Annotated in this window: 16 protein-coding genes; 7 read left to right on the top strand and 9 right to left on the bottom strand. The window is 48.1% G+C overall.

The window, feature by feature from the left end; genetic code table 11:
- Positions 1 to 124: 124 nt before the first annotated feature.
- From dusB to purD, 4 genes are read left to right on the top strand one after another with little or no spacing between them, the layout of a single operon-like run.
- Positions 125 to 1,102: a tRNA dihydrouridine synthase DusB gene (gene dusB, locus ACR64Q_RS03845; RefSeq protein WP_313733633.1), complete on the top strand. Its 978-nt coding sequence runs from the start codon at positions 125 to 127 to the stop codon at positions 1,100 to 1,102.
- Positions 1,103 to 1,366 carry a helix-turn-helix domain-containing protein gene (locus ACR64Q_RS03840; protein ID WP_020485063.1) on the top strand — a complete coding sequence of 88 codons (264 nt, stop codon included), beginning with the start codon at positions 1,103 to 1,105 and terminating at the stop codon, positions 1,364 to 1,366. It begins immediately after the preceding gene.
- 37 nt (positions 1,367 to 1,403) lie between these two features.
- A complete protein-coding gene (gene purH, locus ACR64Q_RS03835; RefSeq protein ID WP_313733632.1) occupies positions 1,404 to 2,984 on the top strand; it encodes a bifunctional phosphoribosylaminoimidazolecarboxamide formyltransferase/IMP cyclohydrolase in 1,581 nt (526 codons plus the stop codon).
- A 16-nt stretch (positions 2,985 to 3,000) separates the two neighbouring features.
- On the top strand, positions 3,001 to 4,287 hold the full coding sequence (gene purD, locus ACR64Q_RS03830) for a phosphoribosylamine--glycine ligase (RefSeq protein ID WP_026603781.1): 1,287 nt from the start codon (positions 3,001 to 3,003) through the stop codon (positions 4,285 to 4,287).
- 69 nt (positions 4,288 to 4,356) lie between these two features.
- Here purD and ACR64Q_RS03825 read toward each other — a convergent pair whose 3' ends face one another.
- Both ACR64Q_RS03825 and ACR64Q_RS03820 read right to left on the bottom strand, forming a co-directional pair.
- Positions 4,357 to 4,761 carry a septal ring lytic transglycosylase RlpA family protein gene (locus tag ACR64Q_RS03825; RefSeq protein WP_026603780.1) on the bottom strand — a complete coding sequence of 135 codons (405 nt, stop codon included), beginning with the start codon at positions 4,759 to 4,761 and terminating at the stop codon, positions 4,357 to 4,359.
- Between the two features lie 188 nt (positions 4,762 to 4,949).
- Positions 4,950 to 5,312, bottom strand: coding sequence for a SirB2 family protein (locus ACR64Q_RS03820; protein ID WP_026603779.1), 363 nt, complete (start codon positions 5,310 to 5,312; stop codon positions 4,950 to 4,952).
- A 518-nt stretch (positions 5,313 to 5,830) separates the two neighbouring features.
- Here ACR64Q_RS03820 and ACR64Q_RS03815 point away from each other — a divergent pair.
- The 3 genes from ACR64Q_RS03815 to ACR64Q_RS03805 all read left to right on the top strand — a co-directional run bounded on the left by ACR64Q_RS03815 (position 5,831) and on the right by ACR64Q_RS03805 (position 8,940).
- Positions 5,831 to 6,028, top strand: coding sequence for a hypothetical protein (locus ACR64Q_RS03815; RefSeq protein WP_020485057.1), 198 nt, complete (start codon positions 5,831 to 5,833; stop codon positions 6,026 to 6,028).
- 152 nt (positions 6,029 to 6,180) lie between these two features.
- Positions 6,181 to 8,457, top strand: coding sequence for a Tex family protein (locus ACR64Q_RS03810; RefSeq protein ID WP_026603778.1), 2,277 nt, complete (start codon positions 6,181 to 6,183; stop codon positions 8,455 to 8,457).
- Between the two features lie 102 nt (positions 8,458 to 8,559).
- Positions 8,560 to 8,940, top strand: a complete 381-nt coding sequence (locus ACR64Q_RS03805; protein WP_026603777.1) for an exosortase system-associated protein, TIGR04073 family — start codon at positions 8,560 to 8,562, stop codon at positions 8,938 to 8,940.
- 44 nt (positions 8,941 to 8,984) lie between these two features.
- Here ACR64Q_RS03805 and ACR64Q_RS03800 read toward each other — a convergent pair whose 3' ends face one another.
- The 7 genes from ACR64Q_RS03800 to ACR64Q_RS03770 all read right to left on the bottom strand — a co-directional run bounded on the left by ACR64Q_RS03800 (position 8,985) and on the right by ACR64Q_RS03770 (position 21,004).
- A complete protein-coding gene (locus tag ACR64Q_RS03800) occupies positions 8,985 to 12,431 on the bottom strand; it encodes an SbcC/MukB-like Walker B domain-containing protein (protein ID WP_313733631.1) in 3,447 nt (1,148 codons plus the stop codon).
- Between the two features lie 151 nt (positions 12,432 to 12,582).
- Positions 12,583 to 14,664: a hypothetical protein gene (locus tag ACR64Q_RS03795; protein ID WP_026603775.1), complete on the bottom strand. Its 2,082-nt coding sequence runs from the start codon at positions 14,662 to 14,664 to the stop codon at positions 12,583 to 12,585.
- 37 nt (positions 14,665 to 14,701) lie between these two features.
- Entirely contained in the window at positions 14,702 to 15,175 is a 474-nt protein-coding gene (locus tag ACR64Q_RS03790) for a pilin (protein WP_026603774.1), read from the bottom strand.
- Positions 15,176 to 15,446: 271 nt separating this feature from the next.
- Positions 15,447 to 17,210, bottom strand: a complete 1,764-nt coding sequence (locus ACR64Q_RS03785) for an asparagine synthetase B family protein (protein WP_026603773.1) — start codon at positions 17,208 to 17,210, stop codon at positions 15,447 to 15,449.
- Between the two features lie 35 nt (positions 17,211 to 17,245).
- Entirely contained in the window at positions 17,246 to 18,595 is a 1,350-nt protein-coding gene (locus ACR64Q_RS03780) for a phenylacetate--CoA ligase family protein (RefSeq protein WP_313733630.1), read from the bottom strand.
- Complete coding sequence (locus ACR64Q_RS03775; protein ID WP_483823272.1) at positions 18,592 to 19,707, bottom strand: glycosyltransferase; 1,116 nt, start codon at positions 19,705 to 19,707, stop codon at positions 18,592 to 18,594. The genes ACR64Q_RS03780 and ACR64Q_RS03775 overlap by 4 nt, the downstream gene beginning before the upstream one ends.
- Before the next feature lie 79 nt (positions 19,708 to 19,786).
- A complete protein-coding gene (locus ACR64Q_RS03770) occupies positions 19,787 to 21,004 on the bottom strand; it encodes a TIGR04063 family PEP-CTERM/XrtA system glycosyltransferase (RefSeq protein WP_026603770.1) in 1,218 nt (405 codons plus the stop codon).
- Positions 21,005 to 21,034 lie beyond the last annotated feature (30 nt).

The raw sequence follows: 21,034 nt of genomic DNA, 5'->3' as shown, positions 1-21,034 counted from the left end.
TAACAATCAGGACTTACTCCCAAATCAACGCCATCAACGATTTTCAAGAACATTCCTCTAACCGTCGTTAATCCGCGCGTTTTCGGGTATCATTTGCCGCCTTTTTCGACTAGCTTGGCTTTTCATGCGAATTGGCCCTTACGAACTTCCCAACCAAGTATTATTAGCACCGATGGCGGGCATTACAGACGCGCCGTTTCGGCAAATATGTAGCGAATTTGGCGCGGGCCTCACTGTGTCGGAAATGGTGATTTCTAATCGCAGCTTGCAACATCACCCGCGCACTCTGAAAAAGCTCGATTACAACGGCGGCGTTAGCCTGCGCTCGGTACAAATTTTGGGTACCGATCCTCGGCAAATGGCTGAAGCGGCCAAATTAAACCAAGACCGAGGCGCGCAGATTATCGACATCAATATGGGCTGCCCGGCAAAAAAAGTTTGCTCGGTGGCGGCGGGTTCAGCGCTGCTGAAAAATGAGTCATTAGTGGCTAAAATTTTAGATGCGGTAATTAATGCAGTGGAAATTCCGGTAACCCTGAAGATTCGCACGGGCTGGGACTTAGCCAATAGAAACGCGCCAAGCATCGCCAAGATTGCTGAGAGCTGCGGCATTCAAGCGCTCACCATCCACGGACGCAGCCGAGCCTGCAAATTTAGCGGAAATGCCGAGTACGACACGATCAAACAGGTCAAAAAAAGCGTCAGCATTCCGATTGTCGCCAACGGCGATATCGATAGCGCCGCCAAAGCCAGGCAGGTCTTGGCATATACGGGTGCCGATGCGGTGATGATAGGGCGAGCTGCACAAGGCAATCCCTGGATATTTAGCGACCTAGTCGCCCATCTCAGCAACACCACATATTCACCACTTTGCTTGACCGACATCAAAGCCGTCATTAACCGACATCTGGAAAATTTATACAGTTTTTATGGCAACGACAGTGGTGTTAGAATCGCCCGCAAGCACATCGGCTGGTATTTCGATCATCTCGGCGCTTTGCCTGCCGACCAAAAGACTGCGATTAACCAAGCCCAACACGCTGCGCGGCAACTCGCGCTCGTCAATGCCTCTTTCAATTTGCTGACACCACGAGCCGCCTAGATGGGAAAACACCTTACACATAAAGTCACCGGCAGCGAGCAAACGCTGTCTGACCATGTCCGTCATTGCGTCGAAGACTATTTCGCCCACCTAAACGGGCACGATTCCAGCGGCTTATATCATTTAGTGTTAGCAGAAGTGGAAAGACCTTTATTGGAAACCACACTGAAACACTGCGATTACAATCAAAGCAAAGCCGCGATTATCCTCGGCCTCAGCCGCAGCACCTTACGCAAAAAACTTGAACATTACGGCATAGGTTAATTTCCACCCCATCTTTTTACCCTTTCTTGAGGTTTGCATGAATCCCGCTTTGGGCATAAATAAAAGAGTGACCCGCGCCTTGGTCAGCGTCTCCGACAAAACCGGTATTCTGGAGTTTTGCCGGGAACTAAACCACCTGGGCATCGAGTTATTATCCACCGGCGGTACGGCTAAACTGCTAGCCGACAATAATATTGCCGTTACTGAAGTTTCCGACTACACCGGCTTCCCGGAAATGATGGACGGCCGCGTTAAAACCCTGCATCCCAAAGTTCATGGCGGCATTCTAGGTCGGCGCGGCATCGATGACGGAGTGATGGCCGAGAACGGCATCAAAGCCATCGATATGGTGGTGGTGAACTTGTATCCGTTCGAACAAACCGTCGCAAAACCCGATTGCGACCTGGAAACCGCGATAGAAAATATCGACATCGGCGGCCCAAGCATGATCCGCGGCGCAGCCAAGAACCATAACGACGTGGCTATCGTTGTCGACCCTATCGATTACCCGAAAATTTTGGCCGAGTTACAAGCTAATGCAAGCGCCCTAAGCCACGATACCCGTTTTAAATTGGCGCTAAAGAGCTTCGAGCATACCGCGCGTTACGATACGATGATTGCCGCTTACCTCAGTAAAGTCCTCGATGGCGGTGATTTCCCGGAAACTCTAAATCTGCAATTCCATCGCCTACAGAACATGCGTTACGGCGAAAATCCGCATCAAAATGCAGCTTTTTATGGCGAAAAAAATCCACCGGCTGGCAGCATCGCAAGCGCCAAGCAATTGCAAGGCAAAGAACTGTCTTACAATAATATTGCCGATGCCGATGCGGCATTGGAATGCGTCAAAGCATTTAACGACCAACCGGCCTGCGTGATCGTCAAGCACGCCAATCCCTGCGGTGTCGCGGTAAGCGGCGACATTTTTGACGCCTACAATCTGGCGTACGCGACCGACCCGACCTCTGCTTTTGGCGGCATCATCGCTTTCAACCGCGAATTGGACGAAAATACCGCGGCGGAAATCGCAGGACGCCAGTTCGTCGAAGTCATCATCGCGCCGGCCATATCAGCGGGTGCGCAAGCGGCGTTGGCCAAAAAGCAGAACGTCCGGGTCCTGGAGACTGGCTATTGGCCGAATACCGATGAATCAGCCCTAGAGTTTAAACGCGTCGCGGGCGGTTTGTTAGTTCAAGAGAAGGACATCGGCAAGATTAGAGCTGCCGATTTGAAAATAGTCAGCAAACGCGCACCGACTGAACAAGAATTGGCAGATCTACTATTCGTCTGGAAAGTCGCTAAATTCGTCAAATCCAATGCCATCGTTTACGGTAAAAACGGCCAGACCGTCGGCATTGGCGCCGGCCAAATGAGTCGGGTCTATTCGGCAAAAATCGCCGGTATCAAGGCCGCCGATGAAGGCTTAACCGTGCCGGGCTCGGTAATGGCCTCCGACGCCTTCTTCCCATTCCGCGACGGCATCGACGCGGCAGCGGCGGCAGGCATAACTGCGGTAATCCATCCAGGCGGCTCGATGCGCGACGCAGAAGTGATCGCAGCGGCTGACGAGCACAATATTGCGATGGTATTGACTGGCATGCGGCATTTCAGACATTAATACGGGACAACCTAATATGAACATTTTGATCGTAGGTAGTGGCGGCCGAGAACATGCCTTGGCCTGGAAAGTCAGGCAATCCGCACAAGCCGACAACGTCTACGTTGCGCCGGGTAACGCCGGTACTGCCCTGGAACACGGCATAAGCAATGTCGATATTCAAGCCGACGATATCGAAGGTTTGCTGAGTTTCGCCCAGGCCCGAAACATAGAACTAACCATTATTGGACCGGAGGTACCCTTAGTTAAAGGCATAGTCGACCGATTTTCCGCCGCAGGTTTGAAGTGCTTCGGGCCGACGGCTCAAGCAGCGCAGTTGGAGGGCTCTAAATCGTTCTGCAAGGATTTTATGATCCGCCACAACATCCCGACAGCCGCATATAAAAGCTTTACCGAAGTCGAACCGGCCATCGCTTATATCCGCGAAAATGGCGCCCCCATCGTCGTGAAAGCTGATGGTTTGGCTGCCGGTAAAGGTGTGGTCGTCGCCCAGTCTGAACAACAGGCGATAGATGCCGTCCAAGATATGCTATCCGGCAATACGTTTGGCACGGCCGGGCATCGGGTAGTAATTGAAGAATTTTTGGATGGCGAAGAAGCCAGTTTTATCGTCATCGCCGACGGTTTGCATGCCTTGGCCATGGCCACCTCTCAGGATCACAAGGCTCGCGACAACGGCGATCAAGGCCCCAATACCGGAGGCATGGGGGCTTATTCTCCCGCACCTGTCGTGACGCCGGAGATCCACCAACGTGTCATGGATGAAGTAATTTTGCCCACCCTACAAGGCATGCGGGAAGATGGTAACGAATATACCGGCTTTCTCTACGCCGGCCTGATGATAGGTAAGAGCGGTAGTATCAAAGTATTGGAATATAACTGCCGCTTTGGCGACCCGGAAACGCAACCGATTATGATGCGTTTAAAAAGCGATTTAGTTGAGCTTTGTCTGGCGGCCATAGACAAAAATCTTGATCAGACGGCTACAGAGTGGGACGAACGCCCCTCATTGGGTGTGGTGCTGGCAGCGGGCGGCTACCCCGACGAGTATGCCAAAGGCCATCCGATCAGCGGCTTGCCAAACGATATCAGCAGCGAATACAAAGTATTTCATGCCGGCACCATACAAGTCGGCGACCAAGTAGTCACTGCGGGCGGCCGAGTATTGTGCGCCTGCGCGTTAGGCGACAGCATCGCTCAAGCTCAACAAAAAGCCTACGAGCTATGCCGACATATCGACTGGCAGGATGTGTATTTTCGAACGGATATTGGTTTTAAAGCGATTAGATCAGAAACCATTTAACAAGGCTTCAGAATAAGGTAGGTAAAATGTAATCCGGCCGATAGACCGGATTACATCGTGACAGACAACTTAGGCGTCGCCTACACGCAGTACTTCGAGTTTTATTTTCGCCAAGCCCGCTTGGATGAAACCAAGTTCGCTGGCTGCCCTTTTGGACACATCAAGCAACCGTTTATTGGCTTTGTGAGCGCGGCTATTTATCCGCAACTCCACACTACGATTATTGCTAAGATTAACGACACGCACCAAAGAGCCAAACGGCAGGCTCGCATGAGCCGCAGTTAATGCGTTTTTATCATAAAATTCACCGTTTGCTGTCCGCTGACCATGCATTTTGTCGCTGTAATACGATGCGACGCCGCTTTGTTCAAGGGAAAGAAAACCGTTCCTTTCTGTTTTCGCTAAACCTACAGAGCTAAAAGACGCTAGACTCGCTGAAAGCAATAAAATTGCCGTCAATTTCGTTTTTCGCATCCTACCCTCCTTACGTTGAGTATTGACAGGAGGTTTGAGGTTATCCGAATAAAAACGCTTTGACAAGCTTTTTTCGTTAGCCTACAGGTTTTACAAATTGTCAATAACTATTTTTATGCCAGCCAAAACTATCTTAAAACTGCTAAAAACAGGGCCTCCAGCATAAATCTCAACTTATAAACCAACACTTAAAAAAAGAAAAAAACTTGTTTAGTCACAGCGACCTTGGAGATGTAATACAGACAAAACAATGCACCACCGAAAGCCAACCAGCGAGTACGTCCCGATTGGCGAATCGCCAAAATCCCCAAGCCTATGTAAACCAGCAACATCAATAATTTGGCGACAATCCAAGCAAATTCGCTTGATAACCAACCCCCTTGAAAAACCAAGGCAAATCCAGTCAACAAGACCAAACTCGCAATAATGTGCGGACTAATTTTTAGCCATTTCTGCTCCAACAGAGCTGGCTTTAATTCGGCGAGCGCCACTCGACCGATAAAACTGATAACCAAAACTGCCACGAAAAGAAGATGTATATGTTTAAGCATGAATACCCCCTAGTTAATTAACGATTGTTTTCCCCGTTCCACCCGCTCGAACAGCACACTCGGCGAGAACAAACAGGCTGTCAGATTTAAAGCTCAATCCTATCATGCAACCTGCGCGATGACCGAGTTTACAGCCCCCCCTTCTTCATCGCATTGCCGAACACCCCGACAAGCTACGCGGATTCCCCACGACATTCCTCGACTTATGCCCCGCATTATCGACTTAGGGTTTGTTGACTTTATGCGTCACAAGCCGCGCCGAATCAGATATTCAACAACTATAGCGCATGAAGACAGGATGACTTTCTATCAGAAGAATCCGGTAATCATTTGATTTTATTAGAAATAAAAAATAAGCATAGAACAGCAAGATTAATCGCAAAAATATTGTTTTGACACAAAACAGTTTTGAGTGTAAAAAATGCACCGTCGACCAACAATAATACTAACTTCGACATACAACTCGAGTTGCCCCTTTTAGGGCTAATTATTACAACAACAAGATGAGGATTATAAAAATGGCTGAACAAGAAAAAGACAATACCTTTACTGTAGTTGCTGTCGTTACTGCAATTGCTATTGCCGGCGTCGTTATGCTGAAAGCTGACGAAACCAAACATCTTCAATACGGCGGCGAAACTTCTGCCCAAGCTGAAGCTCAAGTTTTGGCAAAGCACAAAGACTTTAACAATGACGTTTTAAGCCAAGCAAAATAATTTTTGCTTAGCAACTTAGGCGCCATCCGAAATTTCGGTTGGCGCCTTTTTTATGCCCGCAAGTTTCTCACTACGTTTCTGATAGTTCGCTTTTTCAAGAACCCGCCCTAATGTAGAATTGAACCTTTTACCAATTCTATTTCACCTAAAAGATGGACGTTATCCAACGAATTGCCGAAGAACTTTCAGTCAAGCCGCAACAAGTTGCAGCCGCTGCAGCCCTGCTCGACGACGGCGCCACAGTGCCGTTTATTGCTCGTTATCGCAAAGAAGTAACTGGCGGCTTAGACGACACGCAATTGCGAAACCTCGAGGAAAGATTGATATATCTGCGGGAGCTTAACAGCCGCCGCGACTCAATTCTCGATACCATTCGCTCGCAAGGAAAGCTTACGCCGGAACTGGAAAGAGCAATACTCGACGCCGACACCAAAACACTGCTCGAAGATCTATATCTCCCGTATAAGCCCAAGCGCCGCACCAAAGCGCAAATTGCTCGCGAAGCCGGCCTGGAACCATTAGCCGACGCCATTCTTGATAATCGCAGCGCAATTCCCGAACAAATTGCAATTAACTACATCGATGCTGAAAAAGGTGTCGCTGATGTCGCAGCAGCCCTGGACGGCGCTCGACAGATCATCATGGAACGCATTTCGGAAGATGCCGAACTACTAACAGAGTTGCGTGAACGTGTTTGGAATAAAGGTATCCTGCACTCTAGCGTCGCGACCGGCAAAGAAGCAGAGGCAGCAAAATTCAAGGATTATTTCGACTACAGCGAAGCGATCAACAAGATTCCATCACATAGAGCCTTGGCCCTATTCCGCGGCCGTAACGAAGATTTACTGTCTTTAACCCTGAAACCGGCAGAATTGGATCAGGAAGAACATCAGTTATTCGCCCAGTTCGTCAGCCAACGCCTGCAAGTGAAAGACACAGCAAAACCCGCCGATGCTTGGCTAGCCGAAACCGCTCGCTTTGCCTGGAAGATCAAGCTGTTTACCCGTATCGACATGGATCTAAAGTTACGACTGCGTGAAGCAGCCGAACAGGAAGCCATTCGTGTGTTTGCCAGCAATTTGCGTGACTTGATGTTGGCGGCGCCAGCCGGCCCGAAAGCAACCATGGGCCTCGATCCCGGCATTCGCACTGGCGTCAAAGTAGCTGTTGTTGACCCCACCGGCAAATTGTTAGCGACGGAAACCATTTACCCGCATCAACCTAAAAACCAGTGGGATCAATCGATAGCGGTTCTGGCTAAATTGATTAAGCAGCACCAAGTACAGCTGGTTAGTATCGGTAACGGCACTGCTTCTCGGGAAACGGATCAATTGGTTGCAGACTTAATGAAGCAACATAAAGAACTGTATTTTCAGAAAATCACCGTTTCCGAAGCTGGCGCGTCGGTGTATTCAGCATCCGAATTGGCCGCCAAGGAGTTTCCAGATCTCGACGTATCGTTACGCGGTGCGGTATCGATAGCACGCAGACTACAAGACCCATTGGCCGAGCTGGTAAAAATCGATCCAAAATCAATAGGGGTTGGCCAATATCAACATGATGTCAACCAAGTGCAACTGGCTCGTATGCTCGATACCGTGGTAGAAGATTGCGTGAACGCGGTCGGCGTAGACGTAAATACAGCATCGGTAGCTTTGCTTAAACAGGTATCCGGACTAAGCAGTAGCATCAGTGAAAACATTGTTGCGTTTCGCGATGCCAATGGCCCGTTTGCGAACCGCAATCAACTAAAAAAAGTACCGCGCCTGGGCGATAAAGCGTTCGAACAAGCCGCCGGCTTTCTCAGAATCATGACCGGCGACAACCCGCTTGACGCCTCGTCCGTTCATCCGGAAGCCTACCCCGTGGTCAATGCAATCCTTGATGATACCGGCAAGTCAATCCGCGACTTGATCGGTCAAAGCCAATTTTTACGCAGCCTGAATCCGGCAAACTATGCCAACGCAAATTTTGGCGTTCCCACCGTCTCGGATATTTTGCAGGAGTTGGAAAAGCCAGGCCGCGACCCACGCCCGGAGTTTAAAAGCGTACAATTCAAGGATGGGGTCGAAAAAATTACCGATCTAGAACCCGGCATGACACTAGATGGCGTCGTGACCAACGTCGCCAATTTCGGTGCTTTTGTCGATATTGGCGTACACCAAGACGGCTTAGTGCATATCTCGCATTTGGCGGACGACTTTGTCAAGGACCCGCGTAGCGTGGTAAAAACCGGCGATATGGTAAAAGTACGCGTATTGGAAGTCGATGTGGCACGCCAGCGTATATCTCTGAGCATGCGGAAAAACGTCGACGCCAGCGATATTGTTCCAAAAGAAAAGCCGCAAAAAACAGCTCATAAGCCTAAACCGCAACCCGTGCTACAAAACAGTATGAGCAATGCATTTGCCAAGGCATTGAAAAAGTAAACAGTTCAGGGCTCTGCTATACTTTTTAGAGAATGCTGGCCGAGCCGGTTAATCCGGCTCGGCCAGCAGATCTTACATCCGTTCTAATATACAGGATAAGTCATGAAACGAAATACCCGCACCCTGGCCACTGTTTTATTGGCAGCCTTCCTATTGACCAGCTTGCCAACCCAGGCGGAAGAGGCCGAAACCTACGGCGCAACCTTCGGGCGAAAATTGACCACCGGCTTGGCGAACATAGCGACATCTTCTCTGGAAATACCGAAAAACATTATTTTAATCAACAATCAAAGCAATGTTATTTACGGCTTTATCGGCGGTACATTTAAAGGATTATTGAACATGGGCGGGAGAATCGGCGTCGGTGTGCTGGATTTGGTTTCCTCGCCAATCCCCACGCAGCCTATCGTCTATCCTTTATATGTTTGGGACAATTTCAACGCTGAAACTACGTACGGCAAAGCCTTCCGCCCCAGCAATTAATCGCATAATTTTGTGGTGGAGCGCTCGCCGACTCCACCATTTCATCAAGCAACCATTTTCAACTCGCTCATACCGTTAGCTTTTTTTACCAATTCGATCTGCGTTTTAATGCGCTTTTTGACCGCTTCGACATGAGAAATGACGCCAACCGTTTTACCTTGAGTTTTCAAGCCTTCTAAGGCACTCATGGCCAGATATAAGGCTTCCGCATCTAAATTGCCAAAGCCCTCATCCAGAAACAACGAATCGATAGCCTTGCCATTGTTGGCAATCTCGGATAAAGCCAAGGCTAAGGCCAAACTCACCACAAAGCTCTCGCCGCCAGACAAGGTTTTCGGCAAGCGACGCAGGTTTTTTTGCTTGGTGTCTTCAACCTCCAACGCTAACCCGTTATCGCTGGCTAAACTACGAATATAGTAACGCCCGCTCAGTTTTTCCAAAATTCGGTTGGCTTGCGACAACAAATTATCTACCAACAACTGTTGAATACGCCGCCGGAAACCACCCTGCTCGTCGTTAATCAACTTCATTTCCGCTTCGGCTTGCGCGTGTATCACCAATTGCTCAGCCAAAAGCGCCTGGAGGCTCTGATGTTTTTCTTGATAAGAAGATTGTTTATCCAGCTTAGTATCCAACGTAGCCACTTCTTGTTCGGCAATATCGATTTTCTGGGATAGCTGACGTTGCATTGCTAAAAGATCCGCTTCGTTTAAGTGGACCGGCGCAACGGCCAACTCATTTTGTAAATCAGCGGATACTTTGGCCATTTCTTCGCCAATTGCAGCCAATTGCCGATTTTGCTGCTCCAGTGTCTGCTCTATTTCCGCCCGTCTATCGATCAGCTCTAAAGCCGAGCGCAAGCTGTCTACGTCAGCAAAAACGCCACCCGCAATTTTATTAGCCAGTACTCGCCGCATTGCATCCAGTTCGAGTTGCTGGGTAGCTATTTGTCGCTCCAGTTCTACAATGAGTTTTTGCTTCTCCAAGATAAGCAAATGCAAACCCAGCGATTCTTCAGTTTGCAAGCTACTCAAAGCGTCTGCCATCTGTTCCTGATAACTGGCTATTTTTGCTTGGCTAGCGTGCAGTCTATCTTGCAAGCTAGCAATTTCCTCCAGCAAGCCCTTCTGACGCAACTCTCTGATTTGGTAATCCTGGCGCCGGGTATTGAGCTTATCGAAGACTATATTTTCTTTGCCTTTTCCAGGTAGCTTCTCACCCAATAGAGCCAACTGCTTTTCAAGTTTATCGACAAGCGCTTTTTGTTCCGCCGTGCGACTAGCGAAAAGCTGTTCGGATTCGATGTATTCCTGCGGCCGATTACGCCAGGTCGTATCAAGCTGCTCCACCGACGCCGTTAGTTTTTCCACCAAAGCTTGCTTGGCTTCTACTTCGGCCGTCCACTTAGCCACATTACGCTGCAACTGCGCGTGATCATTGACCAGGTTTTTGATTTTCTCCAACTCCTGGGCTTCTGCGTCCCACAAGTGCTTTTGCAACGACAAATTGTTTATGTCCAACTCTGCACTGACGACATTTAAACGGTTACTCAAAACCAACCATTGCGAGCGCATTTGCTGCAATCTTTGCTGTCGCGCTGACAATTGTGTGCCTTGCTTTTTTGCTACTGCCAACTGGCCGGAGACACTATCAATCGCAGCTTTTAAAGCCTGCATCTTGCCGCGCTGGTCGACTAAGGCCTTTTTAGAGTTGGTTTGGATTGGCGGTTTAGAGACATAAGGATGATCTAATGAGCCACATAAAAAACACGGTTTACCGACAATCAACTTGCCACGATCACCGCTAAATTTTTTCAGCAATGCTTCATTAAGGACAGCTTGCTCCAGTGCTTTGCCGATATTCTCTTCACGGTCCATCTCGTCTCGCAGCGCATCCAATCTGGCTTGCAAGCGGGCCTCATCGGGCAGTTCCGACGTTTTATTACGAGAGAACCAACTAAAAAAACTTTTTTTGGTAAATTTGGCGTTAACCGCAGCCAGCGAGTGTAGCTCCTGAAAATCATTAACCCGTGTTTGCTGTTCTACCAGTAATTCCTTCAACTCCTCGAAACTTTTGCCTTGCGCCAACTCCAGCACGGTTTTGCGTGCAGCTTCAATACGCTCACTCAATTCGGCAACCGCAGTTTTAGTATCGCGCAAAGCTGTCTGGTTTTTTTTCAGCGCCGCTGTCGTGTTTTTAGTCCAATTGGCTTGTGTCTTCTGCTTACCGGCCAACTCCGCCAGTTCTGTCCGGAGATTACGTAACTGCACCACGTCGGGAAAGTCAGACTGCAAACTAGCGTCCACCTGATGTTCTTGCAACCAGCCGTCTATTTCCGCTAGACTGGCCTTTCTTTCATCCAATTGCAGTTGCAGCGTTTGCGCCAGCTCGGTTTCACGCGGCAACTCCAGCTTCAGATCACCCACTTTCAACTTCAGCGCGTCGATGGCCTGCTTTTGTTCCTCCATGGTCTTGCCATTCAAGCCTGGGGCGATTGCGTTACTGACATCTTCACCAAGTTGGCGCTGTAGCGCATTCAGCTCCTGACGATATGCATCCAAGGTCGCCTGACTTTGGACAATCTGCCCCTGCTTACCATCCAATAAAATTACTTCTTCGCGAAACTGCGTCGCTTGCTGAAAGTCGGCAATTTTCTGTAAATCGTCTTGTAACAGCTTAATGTGCGCTTCTACTTTTTTTGACTTTTCGAGAAGTTGTCTTTGGCGGCCTTCAAGTGAATGAATGTTCTCGATTGTCAGTAGTTGCTGTTGCAACTGCTTTTGTTGGATTTTTAACTCAGCAACTTGATCCTTGAAATCCTGTAAGTCTTGCTCACCAGCTTGCAAGGCCTCCGGACTGAGTAAAGGAATCAGATCAATATCCTGCTGTAGTTGCGTTAAACGATTAAGCGATTTATGAAAGTTATCTTCGGTCCGTTGCCGATACTCAACATAGATGTTGGTACCGCTGATTTTTTCCAGAATATCCATGCGCTCGCTATCAAGCGCATTCAGAAAAGCAGCAAAGTCGCCCTGCGGCAAGACCATGGATTTGCTGAATTTATGAAAGTCCATGCCCGTCAACTCGGCAATTTTGGTCCGTACTGTATTTGGTGTCCTGGCTAGTAACTCCGAATCATCGCTTAGCTTAGTCAAGCTCATTTCCGGCTGTAAGACCTGATCTTGATTAGCGTCAGCCGGCCGTTTTACATGCCAAGAGGAACGAAACCTCTCGCCATCCAAAGCAAATTCAACCTGTGCGAAGCTATCGTTTGCCTGCTTGGTGATTACATGCTCGGCAGGCTTGTCGAAACGAAATGTTTCACCGTATAGGCCTAGCGTGATGACATCGAGGATACTGGTCTTGCCGGAACCGTTGGGACCAGTAATAGCAAACACACCACTGTCGGCAATAGGTCCCTGGTCGAAATCGACTCGACCTTCGCCTTCCAGTGAATTGATATTTTTAAAGACTATATTGAGTATCCGCATAATCCCAGGCCTTGGGCTGTTCTAACTAGCTGAATGCCAATTCACCGCTAAAAGAGCGTTGTCGATGAACCGGGGGCAAAACAAAGAGGTATTTTAGTGAATTTAAGCCGGGACTGCTCGACAATAACAAGACCGAAAGCTGATGTTTACTTTAAGGCTGCAAATTCGCTTGTAGGGAGACAATGATATCGCGAAGTTTTTGAAATTCTTTTCTGTCAGCTCCGTTTGCCACGCCGCGAGACTCGGCTTCACGCATCACCTGTTCCGCCATATCGAATTTCTTGAGCACCAAATATAAATGCGCCTTTTCGGCGTAGAAATACATTCGGTCTGGAGACATCGCAATAGCCTGATCGACCCCTTCCCAAGCTTTATCAAGCCGCCCTTGAAAGAAATTCAGCTTGGCTTTAATAATATGCATCATGGGCTTATCAGCAAAATCAGCCTGATTCAAGGTGCCATCTACCCACTCCAGAACATCCGGTGCCATGTTAATGCACATTGGATTTTCATTGAGCACACAGTTAGCGGCGGTCCGAATCGTAGTCATGGTACGTAATGTGTAGGTTCGATTTGCTATCCGCCTCAAAATCTCCTGATGAACCAATTTCTTTAAGGCTTGCATGTATTTTTTGTTTAAAATCAAAGGGTCATCATAATATTTTGGCAGGGGAACGTCTTGGCTATCTGGATTGAAGTGATACAAATCGAGCAAACTATTTAACTCGATAAAAACATCGACCAGCGTCGACATTTCAAAGGTGTCGAGCTGCGAAGCGATTAAAAAATACCGATAGCTTTCCTCATTTGCCCCGTACTTTAGCTCCAGAACTTTTGCATACGCACTGGTGGCACGCAGCGACGCTGGGTGATTGCGCATTTCAAAATAGCTAAAACTATTCGCATTAGACCAGACCGCTGATCGGGTATAGGTTGCAAAGGCCAGGCTGATTGTAATGCAAGCATACAAGACGTTGAGCAAACCATTGGAAATTTTTCCTGCGAGCCATTGATACAGTAAAGCTACAAAGCCAATCACAATACCAATACTGGGCAAATAATTACGATGTTCATAGACCAACTCCAGTGCAAATACACTGGACTCCATGACATGCCCTACAAAAAACCAAAGTATCGCAAAATTCAAAAATGCTAATCTTTTTCGGTGACAGTTGTATAGAGCAACTGCAATTAACCCGACAACGCCACCTATTGCCAGTACAGTATTAAAGGGCTGAAACAGGTCTGTGCTCAACGGAAAATCGTCATGCGCCAAGCTTAGTTGGGTGGCATCGGGATAGATAATTAGACCCAGGTAGTAAAACAAAACTCTAGCCTCAGTCATTACTCTTTCTGTGATTGAAAAATCCCTGATCAGGTAGCTGTTTAATAAGTATTGTGGATTAATGATTAAGTAAGCCACTCCCAATAAAACCGGAAGAATCGTGCTAACTGCGTAATACCCGTATACTTTATTGCGGGCTGCCGAAGGGATGGTTGGCAAAAGAGTCAATTCGGCGATAAAGATCAGGGCAGGCAACAGCAGGGCATTTTCCTTACTTAATACACCTAACACGGTGCCTAGTGCACAGCCCGATAGCATTAGAATGATACCAATAGGTTTATCGGCTTGAAATCTACCTTTTAAAAACAACAAAAAACCGCTCAACATGAATAAGCAAGACATGCTGTTCATCCTCTGCACTACGTATAACACCGAAGTGAGTTGCAGGGGATGTAATGCCCAAATTGCGGCGGATAGAAACGCTAATTTTCGTGAGGGAAAAGCTGGAGACACTGCTTTAAAAAGTAGTCGACTCAGAAAAAACACCAAAAAACTGTTGATGATATGAAGTCCAATATTAGTGAGCTTAAAAGCGGTCGGACTGAATTGCTGTCCAGAAAAATAATAATTGAACGCAAAACTTAGACTAGCTAGAGGACGCTTAAAAGGCCCGCTAGTATTAGCACTCCATGCGGCGGACAATTCCTGGCTATTGAAATGCTTCAGTAGCACGCCACTGTTATCGACAATATTTGGATAATCATCCGCTAGAAATGGACCTGCCTTACCAGGATTGTAGATAGCAATCACCGCCATGGCCAAAACCAGCAATATCAAGCCAGTCGACCAAAATAGCGAGGGCCGAACCAGCCATTCCACTAATCGCTTCATTACGGATAAAGGAAAATTGATACTTTCAGTAAACTTTACAAAAAACAAAGGGGGCATTCGCCCCCTCTGCACCTTTCAACTTATAGAATAGCTATCAGGATTTAGGCTGGTATTTGGGGTTGACATTACCCCAAGGAGTGGTTGAGTTTGGCTGCGTTGTAGACCATTGCATTCCAGAGCCGGTATTGCATGTGCCGTGATAAACAACAGTTTGACCACTATTGACCGAGGTACCAATTTGCTTATATGAAATAGACACACTTGCACCCGTGCCGCTCGTACCGGTAAACGTTACCGCACTAACATATTTCCCTGTGATTGCTGTTGCTGTATTAAGCCCAACAGAACCGTTAGTCAGAGAACTAGTCAGAGTTTGTTCGCTACAAGCCACACCACCAGCTGTCAGCGCCGGCGAAGCCAAGCTAGGACCTTCGGATACCTTGGATTTAACGGTGTAATCTTGGTAAGCCGGAATCGCGATAGCGGCCAGAATACCAATGATGGCGACCACGATCATTAACTCGATCAAGGTAAAACCTTGTTGTACTTTTTGCATTTGCTTATTCATAACCACCTTCTTTTTTATGATGAACGGGATTTAAAACTCTTAAAGATATAAACAATTAGCATGCCAACTACTTGCCCAACAAGATTAAAGAATGAAATAAAGAATATTTCACATATCTTTCAATAAGCTACAAAAAATGCTTTCTATAAAAAACCATGACAATATGGAAATATACCTGTAGCCACAACCCTATAAAGCAAGTAGTTTTTGTTCATAACTGACGTTTTTTGTCACTCTCTATAAATCGCTAGTTAATACGGGGATTGTTTGACTACAAACCCTTACCGGCAAACCAAAGCTCCAGCATCATCAACATCCACACTAAATCACCGTAATAGGCGGCATGCACACTTTGATGCATCTCGATAGCATGATCCAAAAAGTCCGGTTTAAAAAACTCGCGCCGCTTCAAATCATTTATTGCGCCATAAGCCAGTTGCTTAAGCGGCTGATGGTCCTTCAGCCAAACGCCGAAAGGCAACCCAAAGCCGTGCTTAGGCTTATTGATAATCCGCTCCGGAAGGAAATCCATCATGGCCTGTTTGTAAAACCAGCGCAGTTTTTGTCCACGCAACTTGTCATTCGAGGGAATTCGGCAAGATAAGTCGAGAATGCGTCGATCCAACAAGGGGTAGCAAACTTCAACACCTGCCATTTCGCACATTCTATTGACTTTGACCAAATCGTTATCGTGGAGCGTATTTTTCCAATCCAGATACAACATACGGTTCAAGGTACTAGCAGACTCCGGCCGCCAATAGTCTTCCCTAAACTGGCGCAAGGGCGCAGAAGTATCAATTTCCGCTAAAAAATCAGCTTGAAAAATGTCTGCCGCAGCATGCCTATGCAAAAAATTGTAGTCCTGTAAGCGGTCTGGCATCGCTGCGTTCGCTTGATCAATATAGCGTTTTGCCTTAAACGGCAACTTCTGCTTAGCTATGACGTCTGGCAGGGCATTTAATGTCGCTTCGAGGCCGGCGCTGAGAAATTTTGGTAAGCGGTGATAATTCTCAAACAACATTTGCTTGGCGTAACGCTCGTTACCCGCAAAAATCTCGTCCCCACCATCACCCGCAAGCAAACGGTCAACACCGTGATCCTTAGCCAACTTCGCGCAATAATACGCTGCCAAGGCCGACGCATTCCCAAACGGCTCATCGTAGTAAGCCGCTATTGCCGGCACGGCATTAACGGTATCCTCGGGAGTGACGTAATACTGGTGTTGCCGCGTATTGAAACGTTGCACTGCAATATTGGCGTACTCGATTTCATCATAGCCGTCAGCGTCAAAACCCATCGAAAAGGTTTTCGCCTTGCCTGGAAATACCTTAGCTAAGGCTCCCGCAACACTGGAACTATCTAGCCCGCCACTCAGAAACGCACCGGTGTTGTCTTCGGTATCGGCCATACCTCTAACCGCTTCGATCAACTGCTGCTGCAATTCCAGGCCGGCTTGCTGCAAATCGCAGGATTGCTCATGAAATACCGGCAGCCAGTAGCGTTTTAAGCTGATTCGTCCGTTGTGATAAACCAGGCATTGCCCGCCTTCCAGCTTTTTAACCTGCCGATAAATCGTTGTGGGGCTGGGACAATGATTGAGATAGATGTAATCAAATACCGCTTGCGGCGCAATGCCGTTACTGACCTGAGGATGACGCACTACAAAATCAGCACTTGAGCCAAATATTAGGCCGTCGGCAATTTCTGCGTAATAGATGTTACTGAGACCGATCGGATCCGTAGCCAACATCAGCAGTTGCTGATTGGTATCAATAAGCAGAAAGGTATCAGCTTCCGGCAAACCGACTAAAAAATCGACGCCGCGACTTAAATAGGCGTCCAACAAACCCTGTGAGCAACCTAATCGCGAACCGGATTGCGGAGCAAGCAACAACGTCCCATTACGGTCCGCAATATCGGTCGCGGTGGTTGAAAAGGCATAATTCTGACCATGCCGAACACTAAATGTCGAATCTGCCGCCGTCATTTGCCCCAGCAAGGCGATAGATTCATCTTTCTGGAGACCGCTCCCCATCCATCCCGCAAATTTTGTCATAGTGGTAGGTGTAATTAAGCCTTGACGTGACTGATCACATAACGGAACTTTCCTGAGCGTTCCTTGGGAATGTAATCAGTGTATTCGATCTTGATAGTAACTGCTTGTCCCAAACGTTTTTTAAATTCGTCGATGATTTTTTGTTCGTAAGTAGCTTGATATTTAAGGGTTTTAACAATTTGTACGGTAGTTTTATCCAAACTATCCTGGGTGATTTTAAATGAATCAACGCCTTCTAAATCGCGCAGCACATAAATCAATGCCAAGCCATGTAATACCGTTCCATCCTGAGCAACTACAAAGTCGGTGGTTCGACCTTGAATCTCCTCCAGTACTGGTAATCCGCGCCCGCAGGCACAAATTTTATCCGACAATATTCCCATATCGCCGGTACGATACCGAATAAATGGAAAATCTCTGGTCGCCATATGCGTAACCACAATTTCACCGAGCTCTCCATTAGGTAAAAGCTGCCCTTGTTTGTCTACAATCTCGACGACAATGTCTTCAGCGGTAATATGCATACTGCCTTCGGGACACTGATGCGCGATAAAGCCGGCATCACGCCCACCATAACCATTCGCGACCGGACAAGCAAACACGCTTTCTATTTTTGTCCGCTGGTGATCATAAAGCCGTTCTGATGTCACGAAAGCCACTTTAATCCCCAAATTATTCAATGCCACGCCCCTCTTCTCAGCATGACTGGCAATGTGAGCCAATGCGGAAGGATAACCAAATAACATTTTCGGGCGAATCTGCTGGATTTGTCGAACAAAGCCGTCCAACTTTTCCGACGACATTTCGAACGCCGGAATCAGATGCGTACGCAACAATTTATCGCGTAACAGGCGAATTTTATCCTGCGCACCTAGTTCAATTGGAGACCCCCAGATTACTGCTTCCGGATCGCCTATATCGACATCCCACCAACGGGTAGCTCGCCATTTTGCCGCGACATCATGACTAACTCGGCGGCTACCTATGTAAAAAATCAATGGCTCTCCACTGGAACCGCCAGTGTTGAAACGCGCGAGCCTTAGAGCATCGTCGGCTTTCATTTCATCAAGATGTTGCCTGATTTCCGGCTTACTCAACAACGGTAGCTCGGCTAATTGTTGCACACTATCGATGTTCGCCGGCTCAAACCCCAAGTTAGCGAACAACTGCCTGTAGTAAGGCACATGAATTTGTACGTCTTGCAGAAAAGCGCGTAAATGTTGCAATTGCAACTGTCTAATCTCGTCGGGTTTTAGCCACTGACTGCGCTCCATGCCGCGCCTAACCTGGACGGTAGTGTGCTTTTTTAAGGCTTCGTGAAGCGGAAAGATCACCGTTGAACAAAAAGACGTATAAAAGCTCATGACTCCACCAGTTTTTTGAATTCCGCCAACAAAATATCCACCCGCTTATCCCAAGAGTTATCAGCCGCATAATTTACAATAGCTTGCCGGCCCCACTGCCGCTGCAGAGCATCATCAAGCGCTAACAATAATGCCTCAGCATCCCCAAACGGCACGATAGTGCCCAGCGCTTTATCAGCAACCACCTCGCGATTGCCGCCAACATCGGTGCTAACCACCGGCAAACCGCAAGCCATGGCTTCCAGAAACACGTTTGCCCAACCTTCGTTAGCGGTCGCTAGCACGAATATGTCAGCCGCCGATAAGGGACCATGCAATTGTTCGGCAGGCATCGCCCCCAGAAAACGAACATGCTGACGAAGATTAAGCGTTTCAACCTGCTGCTCCAGGCGATTACGAATATCGCCTTCCGGACTGGCGCCTCCAACGATCAAGTATAGCAATCTCGGATATTTTTCGATTAATGCCGGCAAAATTTCGATCACCCGATGGAAGCCTTTTCTATCAACCAATCCGCCGACCGAAATCAAGACCTGAACGTCTTCAGGAATTTGCCAATGTTGCCGAGCCTGTTTCTTGTCGACAGGAAAAAACTTTGCGGTATCGATGCCGTTGCCCACCACCCGGATTTTTTCGGCGTCGGCCCCCAAATTAACCACATGCCGTTTTAAGGAATCCGATACCGAAAATACTCGGGCGGCATCGCTGAGGGCTTTCAATAGTCGTTGGCGACGACTGGGTATTTTAGACAACGGTACTTCCGTACCGCGCAACGTAATGGTGACCGGCACCTTAAACCGTTTGCCTAGCAGCGCAGCGGCATAGCCGTCCGGGTAAGCAAAGTGTGCATCGATCAAATTAAACGCAAAGTGCTTTTTTAATCGATAGCAAATTGCCAAGCTGCCAAGCGCCATAAAAAAGCCGTCCCAGGAACGCCCTACGCCAGGTATCGATAAAAAGCGTGGAAAATACACTGAGATACCGTCTTGATCTTCGTATTTATCCGGTTGTGGCCGGTAATCGGGTTTAATCCGTTGAATCAGGCTTTGCAGTGGAAACCAGGGAACCGGCGAAATGACAACCAAAGGGCAATGACGAGCCACTTTGGACATACGCTCGCGAATAAAAACGCCTGCGTTAGGTCTGACTCGACTGGGATACAAAGAACTGAAAACAATCAGTCTTGGCGAGTTATCTGCCATCTTTACCCGCCATTATCCGGCCGTAAACAGCTTGATAATGACTAACGCTTCGCTCCCAATTGCGCTCATCTTCGACATAGCGTCTGCCGGCGCGCCGAACTTGGTCCCATTGATCTTGCTGATTTAGGGCCGCCAACACCGTTTGCGCCAATGCTGCTTTATCGCCAGCCTTGAATAGATAGCCGGTTTCCCGGTCGCGAATCAATTCGTGATGCCCACCGACATCGGACGCCACCAACAATCGGCCTTGGGCCATGGCTTCCAGCGGTTTTAAAGGGGTCACCAGATCGGTTAAGCGCATCGCCAAGCGCGGATAAACGAAGATATCGACCAGATTGTAATAGCGCTGCACTTGATCGTGAGCAACGCGTCCGGGAAGGATTACCCAATCCCGCAAGCCCAACTCCTCAATTTTCTGCACAATCTGTTGCTGTTGCGGCCCACCACCCACTAACAACAAGCGCACATTTGGCTGTTGTTCGATAATCGCCGGCAACGCATCTAACAATAGCAATAAACCCTCGTAGGCATAAAAAGACCCAATAAAGCCGAGCACGATTTTGCCACTCAAACCTAGTTCTGCTTGCAAACTAGGCTCTGCGGCCTCGCCATAGGTAAACTTATCGATATCGACGGCGTTGGGAATCACGGTAATTTTTTCCTCAGCGACTCCGCGCCCGATAATATCTCGGCGCAAACCTTCGCAAATAGTCGTGACGGCATCAGCATGCTTAAACACGTGCGTTTCCAAAGCCTTGGTCAATCGGTAACGTAAACTGCCTTCTTGAGTGGTGCCGTGATCGACGGCCGCATCCTCCCAAAATGCCCGGCATTCGTAGACCAACGGCAGCCCATATTTCTTAGCTACTTTTAATGCCGCAAGCCCGTTCAACGCGGGCGAATGGGCGTGCAGAATGTCCGGCTTGATCTGCGGAATAATTTCATCCAACCGTTCCGCCAACGACTGTACGATGGCCCACTGATTTAAAACCGGCAGTTTCGCTGCCAAACCTTGCGGGATAACAGATCGATAAAAGGTAAGTCCATCAACGGTTTCAACGGAAGCTTCCGCGACTTGATGTTTGGCGGATGTGACGTGAAACGTCTCCCATCCCAGTTTGCGTTGTTGTTCGAGAATCGCACGAGTACGGAAGGTGTATCCGCTGTGCAAAGGAATGGAGTGATCCAGTATATGTAATATCTTCATGTCAAGAACGGGTTAAGGAATGTTCCTATT

The sequence above is a fragment of the Methylomonas sp. 2F7 genome, assembly GCF_057126975.1.
Note: the sequence above shows the minus strand (reverse complement) of the source record. Positions and strands in the feature narration are given on the sequence as shown.